This window comes from Nonomuraea sp. NPDC023979 (genome assembly GCF_040639085.1).
Taxonomy (GTDB): Bacteria; Actinomycetota; Actinomycetes; order Streptosporangiales; family Streptosporangiaceae; genus Nonomuraea; species Nonomuraea ceibae.
The window spans coordinates 138,436-153,834 of sequence record NZ_JBEZZG010000009.1; the positions used below are offsets into that span (position 1 = coordinate 138,436).

Annotated in this window: 14 protein-coding genes; 4 read left to right on the forward strand and 10 right to left on the reverse strand. The window is 73.1% G+C overall.

The features are described 5' to 3' along the window. Positions 1-64 precede the first annotated feature (64 nt). Both AB0G11_RS18720 and AB0G11_RS18725 read left to right on the forward strand, forming a co-directional pair. The gene (locus tag AB0G11_RS18720) at positions 65-937 is read left to right on the forward strand and encodes a sugar ABC transporter permease (RefSeq protein WP_357587186.1); all 873 of its coding nucleotides are present in this window, start codon (positions 65-67) and stop codon (positions 935-937) included. Next, positions 934-1,773: a carbohydrate ABC transporter permease gene (locus tag AB0G11_RS18725; RefSeq protein WP_357586971.1), complete on the forward strand. Its 840-nt coding sequence runs from the start codon at positions 934-936 to the stop codon at positions 1,771-1,773. The genes AB0G11_RS18720 and AB0G11_RS18725 overlap by 4 nt, the downstream gene beginning before the upstream one ends. Here the strand turns inward: AB0G11_RS18725 and AB0G11_RS18730 are convergent. The 9 genes from AB0G11_RS18730 to AB0G11_RS18770 all read right to left on the reverse strand — a co-directional run bounded on the left by AB0G11_RS18730 (position 1,736) and on the right by AB0G11_RS18770 (position 11,582). After that, on the reverse strand, positions 1,736-2,779 hold the full coding sequence (locus tag AB0G11_RS18730; protein WP_219506954.1) for a 2-hydroxyacid dehydrogenase: 1,044 nt from the start codon (positions 2,777-2,779) through the stop codon (positions 1,736-1,738). The genes AB0G11_RS18725 and AB0G11_RS18730 overlap by 38 nt on opposite strands. After that, positions 2,776-3,390: a histidine phosphatase family protein gene (locus AB0G11_RS18735; protein WP_357586973.1), complete on the reverse strand. Its 615-nt coding sequence runs from the start codon at positions 3,388-3,390 to the stop codon at positions 2,776-2,778. Before AB0G11_RS18735 ends, AB0G11_RS18730 begins: the two co-directional genes overlap by 4 nt. Continuing rightward, positions 3,387-4,823 (reverse strand): FGGY family carbohydrate kinase, encoded by a 1,437-nt coding sequence (locus AB0G11_RS18740; protein ID WP_357586975.1) that lies wholly within the window; start codon positions 4,821-4,823, stop codon positions 3,387-3,389. The genes AB0G11_RS18735 and AB0G11_RS18740 overlap by 4 nt, the downstream gene beginning before the upstream one ends. Then, positions 4,820-6,289, reverse strand: coding sequence for an FGGY-family carbohydrate kinase (locus AB0G11_RS18745; RefSeq protein ID WP_219506951.1), 1,470 nt, complete (start codon positions 6,287-6,289; stop codon positions 4,820-4,822). The genes AB0G11_RS18740 and AB0G11_RS18745 overlap by 4 nt, the downstream gene beginning before the upstream one ends. Next, positions 6,289-7,518, reverse strand: coding sequence for a sugar ABC transporter permease (locus AB0G11_RS18750; protein ID WP_357586977.1), 1,230 nt, complete (start codon positions 7,516-7,518; stop codon positions 6,289-6,291). Before AB0G11_RS18750 ends, AB0G11_RS18745 begins: the two co-directional genes overlap by 1 nt. Beyond that, the gene (locus AB0G11_RS18755; protein WP_357586979.1) at positions 7,515-8,285 is read right to left on the reverse strand and encodes an ATP-binding cassette domain-containing protein; all 771 of its coding nucleotides are present in this window, start codon (positions 8,283-8,285) and stop codon (positions 7,515-7,517) included. Before AB0G11_RS18755 ends, AB0G11_RS18750 begins: the two co-directional genes overlap by 4 nt. A 9-nt stretch (positions 8,286-8,294) precedes the next feature. After that, positions 8,295-9,377 (reverse strand): sugar ABC transporter substrate-binding protein, encoded by a 1,083-nt coding sequence (locus tag AB0G11_RS18760; RefSeq protein WP_219506945.1) that lies wholly within the window; start codon positions 9,375-9,377, stop codon positions 8,295-8,297. 196 nt (positions 9,378-9,573) lie between these two features. Next, a complete protein-coding gene (locus tag AB0G11_RS18765; RefSeq protein ID WP_219506943.1) occupies positions 9,574-10,524 on the reverse strand; it encodes a sugar-binding domain-containing protein in 951 nt (316 codons plus the stop codon). A gap of 80 nt (positions 10,525-10,604) precedes the next feature. Next, positions 10,605-11,582, reverse strand: a complete 978-nt coding sequence (locus AB0G11_RS18770) for an ArsR family transcriptional regulator (RefSeq protein ID WP_357586981.1) — start codon at positions 11,580-11,582, stop codon at positions 10,605-10,607. Between the two features lie 116 nt (positions 11,583-11,698). On the opposite strand from AB0G11_RS18770, the gene AB0G11_RS18775 reads away from it, so the two are divergent. Next, positions 11,699-13,069, forward strand: a complete 1,371-nt coding sequence (locus AB0G11_RS18775) for an MFS transporter (protein ID WP_357586983.1) — start codon at positions 11,699-11,701, stop codon at positions 13,067-13,069. Positions 13,070-13,179: 110 nt separating this feature from the next. Here AB0G11_RS18775 and AB0G11_RS18780 read toward each other — a convergent pair whose 3' ends face one another. Next, positions 13,180-14,148 (reverse strand): LacI family DNA-binding transcriptional regulator, encoded by a 969-nt coding sequence (locus AB0G11_RS18780; RefSeq protein ID WP_357587188.1) that lies wholly within the window; start codon positions 14,146-14,148, stop codon positions 13,180-13,182. 80 nt (positions 14,149-14,228) lie between these two features. Here AB0G11_RS18780 and AB0G11_RS18785 point away from each other — a divergent pair, with 80 nt between their 5' ends. Then, positions 14,229-15,395, forward strand: a complete 1,167-nt coding sequence (locus tag AB0G11_RS18785) for an MFS transporter (RefSeq protein ID WP_357586985.1) — start codon at positions 14,229-14,231, stop codon at positions 15,393-15,395. Positions 15,396-15,399 lie beyond the last annotated feature (4 nt).

Genomic DNA, 15,399 nt, shown 5'->3' on the forward strand with positions numbered 1-15,399 from the left:
TCGGCGGGTACGGCGGGCCCGCCCGCCGTACCCCCTTCGGAGAGGGAGGCAATCGTTGAGACGGGTGCGCGCCTGGCTCCCGGGGCTGCTCCTGGTCACGCCGTCGATCGTGGCGATCGGCGTGTTCGTGTACGGCCTGCTGGGCTGGAACTTCCGGCTGGCCATGACGGACCAGCACGACGAGGTGTCCGAGGGCGGTTTCGTCGGGCTGCGGAACTTCATCGACATCTGGGACCAGGCCAGGTGGCATCTGTCGGTGAACCACGCGATCGTGTTCACGGTCGTGTTCGTGACCGGGGCGCTGGTGCTGGGCTGGTTCCTGGCGTTCCTGATGGAGAAGGGCATCTGGGGCGAGGGGACGTTCCGGGCGATCTACCTGTTCCCGATGGCCGTGTCGTTCGTCGCCACCGGCATCGTGTGGCGGTGGCTGATGAACTCGGGCATGGACGAGCGGGCGGTCGGGCTGAACCGGCTGTTCGACGCGGTGGGACTGCCGCAGTGGGAGTGGTTCCGGAACCAGGAGTGGGGCATGGCGGCGATGGCGCTGCCGGCCGTCTGGCAGATGTCCGGATATGTCATGGCACTGTTTCTCGCCGGGTTCCGTGGCGTCCCCGAGGAGCTGCGGGAGGCCGCGCGGGTCGACGGCGCCACCGAGTGGGGCGTCTACCGGCACGTCGTGCTGCCCCTGCTGCGCCCGGTGACGCTGTCCGCGCTGATCATCCTCGGCCACATCTCGCTCAAGGTGTTCGACCTGATCGTCGCGGTCTCCGGCAAGCAGATCGTCACCGACGTGCCCGCCGTGTTCATGTGGGTGGCGGTGTTCGACTCCCACGACCCGGCCAAGGGCGCCACCATCGCCTCGTACATCGTGCTCAGCGTCGCCGTGTTCGTGATCCCGTACCTGATCTGGTCCGTCCGCAAGGAGAGGCGCTCATGAGGCACGCGGGCTCCTGGGTGCGGCTCGTCCTGCTGATCGCGTTCGTGGCGGTCTTCCTGATCCCCATCTACGTGCTGCTGGTCACCAGCTTCAAGCCGCTGACCGAGGCGGACCCCGGCCAGGCGTGGAACCTGCCGGAGACCTGGACGTTCGAGGCGTGGGGCGTGGCGTGGGAGAAGCTCGCCCCCGGCCTGTGGAACAGCGTGCTGCTCGCGGTGCCCGGCTCGCTCCTGTCGTGCGCGCTCGGCTCCATGAACGGTTACGTGCTGTCCAAGTGGCGCTTCCCCGGCGCGGACGTGCTGTTCACGCTGTTCCTGTTCGGCATGTTCATCCCGTACCAGGGGGTGATGATCCCGCTGGTGCAGCTCCTGGTCGGGCTGAACGAGCTGACCGGGCTCCAGGGCGTCTTCTACGGCGGCATCCCCGGCCTGGTGCTCGCGCACGTGGTGTACGGCATCCCGATCTGCACGCTGATCTTCCGCAACTACTACGTGACGATCCCGGACGAGCTGATCGAGGCGTCACGGGTCGACGGGGCCGGGATGCTGCGCGCGTACTGGTCGGTGGTGCTGCCGGTGTCCGGCCCGGCGATCGCCGTGGTGATCATCTGGCAGTTCACCTCGCTGTGGAACGACTTCCTGTTCGCCGTGTTCCTCACCGGGCCGACGAGCTGGCCGACCACGGTGATGCTGAACAACATCGCCGGCGCCCAGGCCACCCCCTACAGCCAGCAGATGGCCGCGGCGATCCTGGCCTCGATCCCGACCATGCTCATCTACGTGCTGTTGGGCCGCTTCTTCATGCGCGGCCTGATGGCTGGCGCGCTGAAAGGGTGACGGCCGGGTTGGCGCAGTGCAGCAGGGGCTCGCCGCGCACGTAGCGGGCCACGTCGGCGGCGACGATGGAGGCGGCCTTCGCGGCCGTCTCCTTGCTCGCCCCGGCCAGGTGCGGCGTCATCACCAGGTTCGGCGCGGTCAGCAGCCGGGACCCGGCGGGGATGGGCTCCTCGGGGAAGACGTCCATCGCCGCGCCGAACAGGTGACCCGACTCCAGCGCGTCACACAGCGCGTCGTAGTCGAGCAGCGCCCCGCGCGCGCAGTTGACCAGCACCGACCCGGCCGGCATGCGGGCGATCTCGGCGGCGCCGATCATGCCGGCCGTCTCCGGGGTGGCACGGGCGTGCAGCGACACGAACCGCGACCGCGACAGCAGCTCGTCCAGCTCCACCCGGCCGGGCACGTCCACGTACGGGTCGAAGACCAGCACCTCGGCGCCGAACCCCGCCAGCATCCGGGCCACCCGGCGGCCGATCGCGCCGTAGCCGACCAGGCCGACCGTGCTGCCCTCCAGCTCCGGGCCGACGTTGTCGTAGACGTAGTAGTCGCCGCGCCACACGCCCCCGGCCAGGTCGGCGTGCGTCTGCGGGACGCGCCGGGTGGCGGCCAGCAGCATGGCAAGCGTGTGCTCGGCGGTGGCGACCGCGTTGCGGCCCGGCGCGAACGTCACGGCCACGCCCGCCTCGGTGGCGGCCGCCAGGTTCGCGTTCACCGGGCCGCCCCGGCTCACCGCGAACAGCCGCAGGTCGGGGCAGGCGTCGAGGACGCGCCGGGTGAGCGGCGCCATCTGGGTGACGCACGCCTCGACGCCCTGCAGCGCCTCGATCAGCTCGTCCTCCACGTCCGACGCCTCGTCGACCTCGCCCACCCGGCCGAAGGGCACCACGGGCCACGGCAGCGTGAGCTCGCCGGTCAGCACCTCGCCGGGGACCTCGCGGCGCAAAGCGTCGATGAGCAGGTCGTTGCGGACGAAATGGTCACCGGCGGCCAGGACTCGGATGGTCAACGCAGAGCTCCAATCGGGGAGTTGTACTTCAGGATGGCGACCTGCTCGCCGCGCAGCCGCAGCTCGGTGAGCGCGCAGTTGTCCAGGCGCGGGAACAGCCGCCGGTACTCGCCGAGCGGCACGCCGATCAGCCGGCACAGCGCGATCCTGATCGCGGTCGTGTGCGCGACCACCAGCACCCGGCCGCCGGGCCGGTCGGCGGCGATGTCGCGGAGCGCGGCGGTGAACCGGTCGGCGGCGTCGCCGGGCCGCTCCCCGCCGGGCAGCGGGTTCGCGCCAGGGTCGGCCTCGAAGGCGGCGCGGGCCCCGGGGAAGCGCTCGCGCATCTCCTCGGCGGTCAGCCCCTCGCCCTTGCCGAAGTCGAGCTCGCGCAGGCGCTCGTCCACCCGCAGCGCCACGGCCGCCGCCTCGGCGCTCCCGGCGGCGGTGATGCGGGCGCGGCTCAGGTCCGAGGCCCACACCGCGTCCAGCCCGGCGGTGCGCGCCCAGCGGGCCAGCCGCTCGGCCTGCTCGTGGCCGCGCGGGGTCAGCTCGACGTCGCTGACGCCGGCGTAGCGGTTCTCGGCGTGCCACACGGTCTCGCCGTGGCGCACCAGCACCAGGTCCGTCATCGGGCGCTCCTCTCACGCGCGTGGGCGGCGGCCTGCGACGGCAGCCAGCCCCGGTTCTCCAGCTCGGCGACGAACCGCAGGTACGGCTCGCGGTGATCGGCCCCGGACGGCTCGATCACCGCGCGGGTGCGGACCATCCCGCTCGCCCGCGCTCCCGCCGCCAGCACGGCCATGCCGAGGGCGGGCTCGGCGTTCTCGCGCAGCGTCACGGGCCGGCCCAGCACGTCCGCGCGCAGCCGGTTCCAGTACGCGCTCCGCGTCGCGCCGCCGGTCAGGATGATCTCGCCGTCCACCGGGGCGCCGAGCAGGTCCAGGTAGTCGAAGCAGAGCCGCTCCACGAACGCCGCGCCGAGCAGGATCGCGGCGTAGCGGTCGACGTCGTCGGCGGGCTCGCCCAGCGTGAAGCCCTCGGCCCCGGCCGCCGCGAACGGGAACCGCTCGCCCCGCGACACCAGCGGATACGTGATCGGCGGGCCGCCCCGCCCGCCGTAGCGGGCCTGGGCCTGCTCGCCGAGCGCGTCCAGGTCGCGGCCGGGCAGGTCGCGGGCCAGCACCCCGGCGCCGGTGCTCGACGCGCCGCCCGGCAGCCAGGAGCCGTCGGGCGCGCGGTGCGAGTAGACGACGCCGAGCGGGTCGTGGATGAGGTCACGGGTCACGCCCTTGAGCACCAGGGTGGTGCCGAGCACCGAGTTCCAGCTCCCCGGCGTCAGGGCGCCGGCGCCGAGCTGGGCGGCGCAGCCGTCGGTGGTCCCGGCGATCACCGGCGTGCCCTCGGGGATGCCCGTGACGCGGGCGGCCTCGGCGCACACCGTGCCGATGCGGGTGCCGGGCCGCACCACCTCGGGCAGCATCCCGGCGGGCACGCCCAGCTCGTCGAGCACCTCGTACGGCCAGCGCTCCTCGATCAGGTCGACGCCGGTCTTGAGCGCGTTGCTCAGGTCGGTGGCGACGGGGCCGCCGGTCAGGCGGCGGTTGACGAAGTCGCTCTGGTGGGCCAGGAAACCGCCCGCCGGCTGCGACTCCAGCAGCCACAGGAGCTTGGGCAGCGCCCAGTTCGGCTGCATGCGCCGGTAGCCGAGGCGTTCCCAGACGGCCGAGCCCGCCTCGTTGACCCGGTCGGCGAAGGAGGCGGCGCGGCGGTCGTCGTACATGAGCGCCGGGGTCACAGGCGCGCCGGCGCCGTCCGTCAGCAGGAGCGTTCCAGACGTGGCGTCCACGGCGAGGCCCGCCACCGGCCCGGTCACGCCGTCCAGGGCCTCGCGGGTGGCCCCGGCGAGCGCGTGCCACCACTCCTCGGGGTCCTGCTCGTGGCGAGGGCCGTCGCGGCGGCTGGTCAGGGGGCGGCTCGCCGCGCCGAGCACCCGCCCGGTCCCGTCGACCGCCATCGCGCGCACGCTCTGCGTGCCGAGGTCGATGCCCAGGTGGACGCTCATGGACGGCCTCGCATCCCGGCCAGCAGCGGCCACGTTCCGGCGGTGGTCTCGCGCAGCGCGAGGAAGTCGCGGTAGGCGTGCTCGTACGGGCCCGGCCGCGGCTCGACGGCCGGGCGCAGGCGTACGTGCTGGTCGGCGGCCGTCTTCAGGTCGGCGCCTGTGGCGGCGAGGCCGACCAGGAAGGCGCCCCTGGCGCCGACCTCGGTGTCGGCCGGGCGCAGCACCGGCAGGCCGGTCACGTCGGCGATGAGCCGCAGCCACAGCGCGCTGCCCGAGCCGCCGCCGCACACCCGCAGCTCGCGCGGCGGCGGGCCGGAGGCGGCCAGGCAGTCCTGGACGACCAGCGTGAGCCCTTCCAGGACGGCTCGCGCCACGTCCTCGCGGCCGTGCTCGACGGACAGCCCCAGGAACGCGCCCCTGGCCAGCGGGTCGGAGAACGGGGCCCGTTCTCCGGCGGGGGAGAAGTACGGCTGGAGCGCCAGCCCGCGCGCGCCCGGCTCGCTCCGCTCGGCCAGCTCGCTCAGCTCGGCCGGGTGGCCCAGGCCGAGCAGGCGGCAGGCCCACTGGACGACCTCGGTCCCGGCGAACGTGGGGAAGGCCCGCAGGTAGCCGCCGGGCAGCGCGATCGTGATGCCGACCGGATCGCCGTCGAGGGCGGGCCGCTCGACGACGCTCTCCACGCACAGGGTGGTGCCGAGGATGGCGCACGCCTGCCCGGCGCTCACCGCCCCGGCGCCGATCGCGGTGGCGGCGATGTCGTACGGGGCCATGACGACCGGGGTCCCGGCGGGCACGCCGAGCGCCGACGCCGCGCCCGCGGTGAGCGGGGCCGTGCGGCGGGAGTCGTCACGCAGCTCCGGCAGCAGCCGCTCGGCCCAGCCGAGCCCGAACAGCTCCAGCAGCTCGGGGGAGTAGCGGCGGGTCCGCAGGTCCATGAACGGGGCCGAGCCGTCGGACTCGTCGGCGGCGTGCACCCCGGTCATCCGGGAGAAGATCCAGCCGCCGCACGTCAGCATCGCGGCCGAGCGAGCCAGCCGGTCCGGGTCGTGCTCCTTCAGCCAGGTCAGGATCGCGTGCGGCAGCCCGGAGGCGGCCGACGAGCCGTTGACCCGGAAGGCGGCCTCGGCCAGGCCGGCGCGGTTCCAGCCGTCGACCACGGCGGCGGCGCGGCCGTCGTTCCACAGGATGGCCGGGCCGGTCGGCACCCCCGAGGAGTCGACCAGCCAGCAGCCGTCACCCTGCGCGGTCACGGCGACGAACCGGACGGGACCGGCCAGCTGGGCGGCGACCTCGCGCACCGCGCGGGCGACCGCGTCCCAGACCGCGTCCATGTCTTGCTCGGCGTGGCCGGGCGCGGGCCGGGACACCGTGGTGTCGTGCCGGACCACGACCGCCTCGGCGCCGGCCTCGTCGTAGCCGACCGCCTTGATGACCGTGGTGCCGGCGTCGACGCAGATGGCGGCCATCACGCCCTGCCGTGCGAGGTCCTCGACCTGCGCGAGACGGAGTCGACGACCACCGCCAGCAGCAGGACGGCCCCGGTGACCATGAACCTGATGGACGAGTCGAGGTTCAGCAGCGTCAGGCCGCTGGAGATCGACTGGATGACGACGACGCCGAGCAGCGCGCCGAAGGCCGAGCCCCGTCCGCCGAACAGGCTGGTGCCGCCGATGACCGCCGCGGCGATCGCGTTGAGGTTGACGTCGCCGCCGCCGCTGCTCGGGTTGACCGCGGCCAGCCGGGCGGCGGCCATGATGCCGCCCACGGCCGCGAACGTCGAGCAGAGCACGAACACCGAGGTGAACACGGTCTTGACGTTGATGCCGGCGCGGCGCGCGGCCTCCACGTTGCCGCCGACCGCGTAGACCGACCTGCCCCACTTCGTCCGCGACAGCAGGTAGTGCATGACCAGCACGAGCGCCACGAAGAAGACGAACATCCAGCCGACGCCGCGCGTCTGGCCCAGGTACCAGACCACGAACCCGAGCGCGACCAGCAGCGCCGCGCTCCTGACGGCGAGGGTCGTGACGCTCCTGGCCGACAGCCCGGCCTTGCGCCGCTCCCTGGCGTGCAGGTAGCCGCTGACGAACAGGGCGGCCGAGGCGACCACCGCGAGCGTGTAGGACAGCCAGTCGGGCACGAACGAGAACTGGGCGAAGCTCACCAGCCCCGAGTCGAACGGCAGGTTGATCGACCCGTTGGTGCCGAGCACGTACAGCTGGAGCCCGAGGAAGCCCAGCAGACCGGCCAGCGTGATGACGAAGCTCGGCACCCCGAACCGGTTGAAGAGCTGCGCGTACAGCCAGCCGACCACCGCGCCGAGCACGACGGCGGCGAGGATCGCCAGCCAGACCGGCAGCCCCTTGACGACGAACAGCACCGCCAGGACCGCGCCCGACAGCCCGCTGACCGAGCCGACCGACAGGTCGATCTGGCCGACGAGCAGCACGCACACGATGCCGAGCGCGATCACGCCGACGGCGGCCGACTCCAGCGTGAGGTTGACCAGGTTGGCGCTGGACAGGAAGACCGGGTTGAGGATCTGCAGCACGGTCCAGATGACGATCAGGCCGACGACCACGGGGATCATGCCCAGGTCGCCGCCGCGGGCGCGCTCGACCACGTCGGTGAGCGCGCCGCGCAGGCCGTCGCGGCTCTGCAACCGCTCGTCCTGGCGGTCGGTGGTCGTCGTCACGGCTGCTGTCCTTCCTGCCCGCGCGCGGCCCGCTGGGCCACGACGTTGTCGGTGGCGCCGGTGATCGCGGCGATGATGTCCTCGGCGGAGACGTCCTTCACGGGGAAGACGCCGTTGTTGCGGCCGAGCCGGAGCACCGCCACCGTGTCGGCCACGGCCTTCACGTCCGCCATGTTGTGGCTGATCATGATGACGCCGAGGCCGTTCTCGCGCAGCCGCTCGACCAGGTTGAGCACCTCGGCCGTCTGGGCCACGCCCAGCGCGGCCGTCGGCTCGTCCAGAATGATGATCTTCGGGTTGCCGAGCAGCGACCTGGCGATCGCCACCGTCTGCCGCTGCCCGCCGGACAGCGCCGCGACCGGCACCCGCACGCTGGGGATCTTCGCCGAGAGCTGCCGGAGCAGCTCCCACGAGCGGGTCTCCATCGCCACGTCGTTCAGCCGCAGCGGGCGGATCTCCTGGCCCAGGAACAGGTTCTGGATCACGTTGAGGTTCTCGCACAGGGCGAGATCCTGGAAGACGGTGGCGATGCCCAGCTTGTGGGCCGCCGCCGGGGTGGGGATCTCGACCTGCCGCCCGGCGAACGTGATCGTCCCCGAGTCCGGCGGGTGCACCCCGGAAAGGATCTTGACCAGCGTGGACTTGCCGGCCCCGTTGTCGCCGACCACCGCCACCACCTCGCCGGCGGCGACGTCGAGCGCGATGTCGGTGAGCGCGGCGACCGCGCCGAAGGTCTTGCTGATCCCGCGCAGGGACAGGACGCTCACGAGACTCCCCTACTTGATGCCGAGCTCGGTGCAGCCCTCGGCGTACTCGGCCGTGCACACGTCGGCGGCCTTCATGATGCCGCTGTCGAACAGCACTTCCTTGATGTTCTCCCGCGTCACCACGGTCGGCGTGAACAGTTGCGACGGCGTGTTGAACAGCGTCGCCTCACCGGCCGGCTTCTCGCCCTTCATGAACTTGAACGCGACGTCCGCCGCGGCCTCCGCCACGATCTTGATCGGCTTGGAGATCGTGTTGTACTGGTCGCCCTTGATGATGCGCTGGGCGGCGGCCACCTCGGCGTCGTTGCCCGTCACCGGCGGCACGTCCTTGCCCGCGGCCTTGAACGCGGCGATCGTGCCGCCGCCGGTGCCGTCGTTGGCCGCGACCACGCCGGCGATGTCGTCGCCGAACTGGGTGATCTGGCCGCTGACCCAGGTCTGCGCCTTCTCCGGCTGCCAGTCGGGGGTGTCGTACTCGGCCAGCAGCTTGAAGCCGCTGTTGTCGATGGCCGAGTGGATGCCCTTCTTGATCAGGCCGGCGGCGGCGTCCGTGGGGGAGCCGTTGACCTGCAGCAGGCCGCCCTCGGCCTTCTCCGCCTTGAGGTGGTCGACCAGCGACTGGCCGATCATGGCGCCGATCTTCTCGTTGTCGAAGGAGATGTAGTAGTCGGCGGGGGTGGCCGGGATCGGCCGGTCGTAGGCGATGATCGGCACGCCCTGCGACTGCGCGGACTTCACGATGGTGGCCGCGGCGGCGGAGTCGACCGGGTCGATCACGATCGCCTTGACGCCCTGGGCGAGCGCGGAGTTGGCCTGCTGCTGCTGCTTGGCCGCGTCGGAGTCGGCGTTCTGGTAGATGACGCTGCACGTCGGGCAGAGGGCCTTGACCTTGGCCTCGAACAGCGGCCGGTCCTGCAGCTCGTACCGGGTGGAGGCGAGGTCCGGCATGAGGAAGGCCACCTTGGCGTTCTCGACGCCGCCGCCGGTGCCGCCGCTGCCCGCGTCGCCGCCGGTGGAGCCGGAGCCGCACGCGGCGAGCGCGGAAGTCGCGAGGACCGCCACGGCCGCGATCCGGATCTTGGTTGTGTTCACGGGATCATTCCTCACTCGCTACGTCCTCACGGACGGTTTCGTTGCGTCGCGTCCCCCGAGTGCGACCAGGGACGCCCCCTCACGCAGGGTCACGTCCTGTGGTGCGCCTCACGCTAGCCCGGCTCAGAATATTTGTCCAGCAATTCTGTTCACGGAATTGGCATGGCTGTGACCTGGGATTCACCCGGGAGAAGGGTCAGCGAGTGGCGGCGAGCAGGCTCTCGGCCGTGAGCGCGTCGGTGACGAGCTGGTTGAAGTAGCCGCCCCTGGCCCCGGCGACGATCGACAGCACCTTCTCCGCGCCCACCGCGACCGCGATCGAGTGAGGAATGCGCCGCAGCTCCTCCAGACCGGCCGCGACCAGGCGCTCGCTGCCCGGATAGCCCACCGGCTCGCCGTCACGGTCGTAGAAGCGCGAGCACACGTCGCCGACCGCCTCACGCAGGCTCGGCGCGTCACGCGGCACGAACGCGGGCACCACCTGCCGCATCAGCGGCGGCGACCCCACGCCCACGATCGCGCACTTCGCGTGCGCCCACTGGTCCATCACCCGGCGCACCGACGGCTCGTGCCGCAGCGAGTAGAACAGCTCGGGACCCGGCAGCGCGGGCGCGTACAGGTAGCTCGGCACGCCGCCCACCCGCTCGGCCAGCAGCCTGGTCGTCTCGTTCGTCTGGAACCACGGCTGCGGATCCTGCTGGCCGCCCACCGCCGGTGCGATCGTCACGCCCGGATAGCGGCCCAGCGACTCGCGGGCGCACTCGTACACCGTGCTGCCCGACGACACCAGCACCACGTCGCCCGACTTCAGCTCCGCCCCCGCCAGCGCCCTGGCCAGGCCCGGAGCCAGCCACGGGCCCAGCGCCGGGCCGCTCACCCGGGGCACCAGGTAGACGCGCCGCAGCCGCAGCGCGTCGGCCACCTCACCGGCCAGCGGGCCCTCGGCCAGCGTGGCCGGCCGGTGCACGCGGATCTCGACGATGCCCTGCTTGCGCGCCTCCGTGAGCAGTCGGCTCACCGTCGCCCGGCTCACCCCGAGCCGCTTGGCGATGTCGGCCTGCGTGGCGTCCTGGAGGTAGTACTGCGACGCCGCCGCGTACATCAGCTCGTGCGGGAAGCGGGCTTCCTGTACGGCGTCGTCGTTCATGGCGCGCGCCCCCTGGATCGTGAACGTTGTTGCTGAACGGATGCGCTTTGACTATACCTTCGTGCTCTCCAGAGGAAAGGTTAGAGGGAACCCGCGATCAAGGCGTCCCTCAGCGCGGTCCGCGCATACAGGACACTGCGCCCCGTCCGGGTGCCGGTGATCAGGCCGCTGCCGCGCAACGCCGCCACGTGCCCGCCCGTCCCGCCCACGCTCTGCCCGAGCAGCGCGGCCAGGTGCGTCGTCGTCGCCGGCGTGGCCAGCTCCGCCAGGATCCGCGCCCGCGTCCGGCCGATCAGCGCCACCAGCCCCGCGCCGTCCGCCGCCGGCGGCACCACGCCCGTGCCGCGCGCCGGATAGACCAGCGCGTACGGCCACGCCTCCGCCAGATACGCGCCCACCCCCGTGGTGAACACCGACGGCACGAACAGCAGCCCCCGGCCGCCCAGCCGATGCCGCTCCCGCCCCGACACGCGCACCGTGATGTGCCCGTCGTCGTGCCAGCGCACCTGCGCGCTCAGGTCCTCCAGCGCCGCCGCCCAGCCGTACGTCGCCAGCCGCCCGGCCCGCTGCACCACGTCGCGCTCCAGGATCGCGTGGAAGAACGGCCAGCTGTGACGGACGATCCTGCTCCACAACTCCTCGAACGCGTCCGCCACCAGCCGCACCACGTCGCCGCCCAGCAGCAGCTCCCGCGCCGGCGCGGGCACCGGCGCCCGCGCCGCCAGCACCCGGGCGATCTCCGCGTGCGCCTGCTCCACCGGCGTCACCCGCACCGCCGCCAGCTCCGCCTCGAACGGCACCTTCAACCCGGCCGGCGGCGGCGCCACGAAGTCCACGTTCGCCTGCCCCTTGTTCGCCGCCACGTACAGGATCGCCTCCAGCACCGGATGCCGGCGTTCCAACTCCTCGTACGCCCCCCGCCACCGCTCCAGCCAGCGCCGATGCGGCCCCGGACCGATCCGGCCGCTCAGCACCCACTGCGCGTGCATCGTCTCGATCAGCGGCGAGATCGCGAACCTGCTCGCCGCCACGTCCTGCGGGGTCACCTCAATGCTCACACCCACCTTTCGGTTATATCCGAAAGCATCGCCTCCGTACGCCGGCGCCCGCCACCATCGAACCCGGCGGCCCCACCCTCCCTCGGGGCCGCCCCCAGCCTGTGAAGGAGCCGTACGTGTCCACCGAGTCCACCGAACGCGGTGCCACCTTCCGAGAGGTGTTCGCGGTAGGCGAGTTCCGGGTCCTGTTCGGCAGCTTCGCGCTGCTCGTGGCCGGCGACTCCATCAAGATGCTCGCCCTGTCCGTGCTCGTCTTCGCCCAGACCGGGTCACCCGGGCTGTCCGCCGCCGCCTACATGGCCGGCTGGCTGCCCTACATCTTCGGCGGGCTCTTCCTGCTCTCCCTCGCCGACCGGCTCCCCGCCCGCGGCCTCATGATCGCCGGCGAGCTCGTCCGCGTCGTCGTCTGCCTGCTGCTCGCCTACGCCGGACTGCCCGTCTGGGCGATGCTCGCGCTCGTCCTCGTCACCGGGCTGTTCTCGCCCGTCTTCGGCGCCGCGCGCAGCGCCCTGCTGCCCGAGGTGCTGCCCGGCGACGCCTTCGTCCTCGGGCGCTCCCTCCTCGGCGTCACCTCCGCCTCGGCCCAGATCGCCGGCCTCGCCGTCGGCGGCGCCTTCCTCGCCGCCGCCGGGCCCCACACGGCCCTCGCCGCCACGGCCGGCCTCTCCGCCGTCGCCGCCCTCATCCTCCGCCTCGGCCTCCCCCACCACACCCCCCGCCGCACCCCCCTCCCGAAGCCCGCCACCCTCTCCGAGGCCGCGTCGGCCGACCACACCGCTTCCCCCGCCCATCCCGAGCCCGAGGGGCCGGCCGCCGTCCCCGGGGAGCGGGTCGTCGCCGGTGGGCGGGGCGCCTCCGCAAGGCGGGTCGGCTTCGGTGGGGGGTCGGCGGGGGCGGTGCGGGAGACGTTGCGGGTGAATCGGATGCTCGTGGCCGACCCCCGGGTGCGGGGGTTATTGCTGGCGTCGTGGGCGCCGACGTTGTGGCTGGCCGGGGCGGAGGCGATGATCGTGCCGTATCTGGGCGGCCAGGGGGAGGCGGGCGTGGTGCTGGCGGCGGCGGCCGGTGGCATGGCGGTGGGGGAGTTCGCCGTGGGCAGGTTCGCGGCGCCGTTGCTGCGGGAGCGGTTGTCGTTGCCGCTCGCGGTGCTGCTCGGGGTGCCGTGGCTGGGGTTCGTGGCGGGTCCGGGTGCCGGCTGGGCGGCGGTGCTGGCGGCGGTGGCGGCGGCGGGCCTGTCGTACCAGCTGGGCCTGCAGCGCCGCTTCCTGGAGGCGGTCCCGGAGGAGGTGCGCGGTCAGGCGTTCGGCCTGCTGTCGGCGGGTCTGATGACGGGCCAGGCGGCGGGCGCGGCCCTGGTGGGGGTGCTGGGCGAGGTGTTCTCGCCGCAGGTGGCGATCGTGGCCGCGGGCGCCGCGGGTGTGGCCGTGGCGTTCGCCCTGGCGGGTTCGCTGCGCCCGCCGCGCCGGGTGGCGACGCCGGTCGGGTGAGCGACCTGGTTCTGGTTCCCCAGCTGAGCGAACGGGAGGCCGTCATCGCTCTGGAGGAGGCGGGGCACCACGTGGAGGTGGGGGACGGCCAGGCGCGTGAACCCTTCTGGTCACAGCACCAGCTCGCCGGAGCCGCGGGGGATGAGGCGGACGGGCAGCAGCGGGTGCTCGGAGGGCCCGGTGTCGCCGGCCATGCGGCGGAACAGCAGGTCGGCCGCGGTGCGGCCCATGCCGGCGGGGTCCTGGGCGACGACGGTCACGCCGGGGACGAGCAGGTCGGCCAGTTCGAAGTCGTCGAACCCGACGAGCGCCATCGGCTGCCCGGCGAGGGCGCGCAGGACGGTGACGGTGAGGCGGCCGTTGCCGGTGAACACCGCCGTGGGGGGCTGGTCGAGGGCCAGCATGCGGCGCAGGTCGGCCCGTACGGAATCGAGGTCGGGGGCGCGCATGGCGACGAGCCGTTCGTCGTAGCGGTCGCCGAGGGCGGCGCGGTAGCCGTGCAGCCGCCGGTCGGCGGTGAAGATGGCGGGGTCGTCGCCGAGGAAGGCGATCCGGGTGTGGCCGTGGGCCAGCAGGTGGCGGGTGGCGAGGGCGGCGCCGCCGCTGTTGTCGCTGAGCACGGTGTCGGCGTCCACGCCGGGCCCGGGGGGCCGGTCGGCGAAGACGGCGGGGGTGCCGGCGTCGAGTTCGGGCCGCAGGTAGGTGTGGTCGGCGCCGGCGGGGACGATGATGAGCCCGTCGACGCGGCGGGCGCAGAAGGTGCGCACGAGCTCGCGTTCTCTGGCGGGTTCCTCGCTGGAGGAGCCGCTGAGCAGGAGGCAGCCGTGTGAGGCGGAGACGTCTTCGACGGCGCGGCCGAGTGAGGAGTAGAACGGGTCGGCGACGTCCTCGATGACGAGCCCGATCGTGGCGGTGCGGCCCCGGCGCAGGACGCGGGCGCTCTCGTTGCGGCTGTAGCCGAGCGTGTCGATGGCGGCGCGCACGCGGTCGGCGGTGGCGGGGTGGACGCCGGGTTCGCCGTTGACCACGCGGGACACGGTCTTGAGGGCCACGCCGGCCGCCGAGGCGACGTCCTTCATCGTCGGTCTCACGACTGGATACTGCCGCACCGATCCGGCGCAGACAACGTTGTCAACGGATATGGGAAGGTAGATCCGCTATGAGAGTTGCTCTCCTCGTGGCCGGGCTCGTGCTGGCCGCGTTGAACCTGCGCCCGGCCATCGCCGGCATCTCCCCCCTCCTCGACGAGATCATGACCGACACCGGCCTGACGCCCGCGGGCGGCGGGGGCATCACGACGGTCATGGTGGTGTGCCTGGGCGTGTTCGGGCCGGTGGCGCCGATGCTGGCCGGGCGGATCGGGCTGGACCGTACGCTGCTGGCGGGCCTGCTGGTGCTGGCGGGCGGCGTGGCGGTGCGCGGCCTCGACGGCCCGCTCGTGCTGTACGCGGGCGCCGCCGTCGCGGCCACGGCCATCGCGGTGATGAACGTCGCCATGCCGGGCCTCGTCAAGCAGCACTTCCCGGGCCGGGTCAACCTGCTGACGGGCGTCTACAGCGCCGGCATCGTGGGCGGGGCCGCCGCGTCGTCGGCGCTGGTGGTGCCGCTGGAGCAGGTCACCGGCTACGGCTGGCGCGGCGTGTCGGCGCTGGTGGCGGTGCCCGCGCTGGTGGCGGCGCTGCTGTGGCTGCCGCAGGCGTTCGGCGGGCGGGCGGCGCCGAGGCAGGGCCCGCGCCCGTTCCGCGCCGTAGTGCGCAGCCGGGTGACCTGGTACGTGACCGCCTGGATGGGCCTGCAGTCGCTCACCTTCTACGTGATGCTGGCCTGGCTGCCGAAGATCTTCCTGGACGCCGGGCTGCCCGCGGACCAGGCGGGCTATCTGCTCAGCCTGACGACGCTGGTGCAGGTGGGCGCGACGCTGGCGGTGCCGGTGCTGGCGGGGCGGCGGCCGTCGCAGGTGCCGTACGTGATGGCGGCGACGCTGCTGACGGCGGCGGGTTACGTGGCGGTGCTGGTGGCGCCGGCGACGTTGCCGTGGCTGTCGATGATCGTGCTGGGGGTGGGGCAGGGCGCGTCGTTCGCGCTGGCGCTGCTGATCATCGCGATGCGGCCGGCCGATCCGGCCGAGGTGACGGCGCTGTCGGCCGTGGCCCAGTCGGCGGGCTACCTGCTGGCGGCGGTGGGGCCGCTGGTGTTCGGGCTGCTGCGGCAGGAGTCGGGCGGGTGGACGGCGCCGCTGGTGTTCGGGCTGGCGATGGTGGGGCTGCAACTGGTCGCTGGCTGGTTCGCCGGACGCCCTGCTACCTTAGGCAAGGCTTACCTATAGGCGA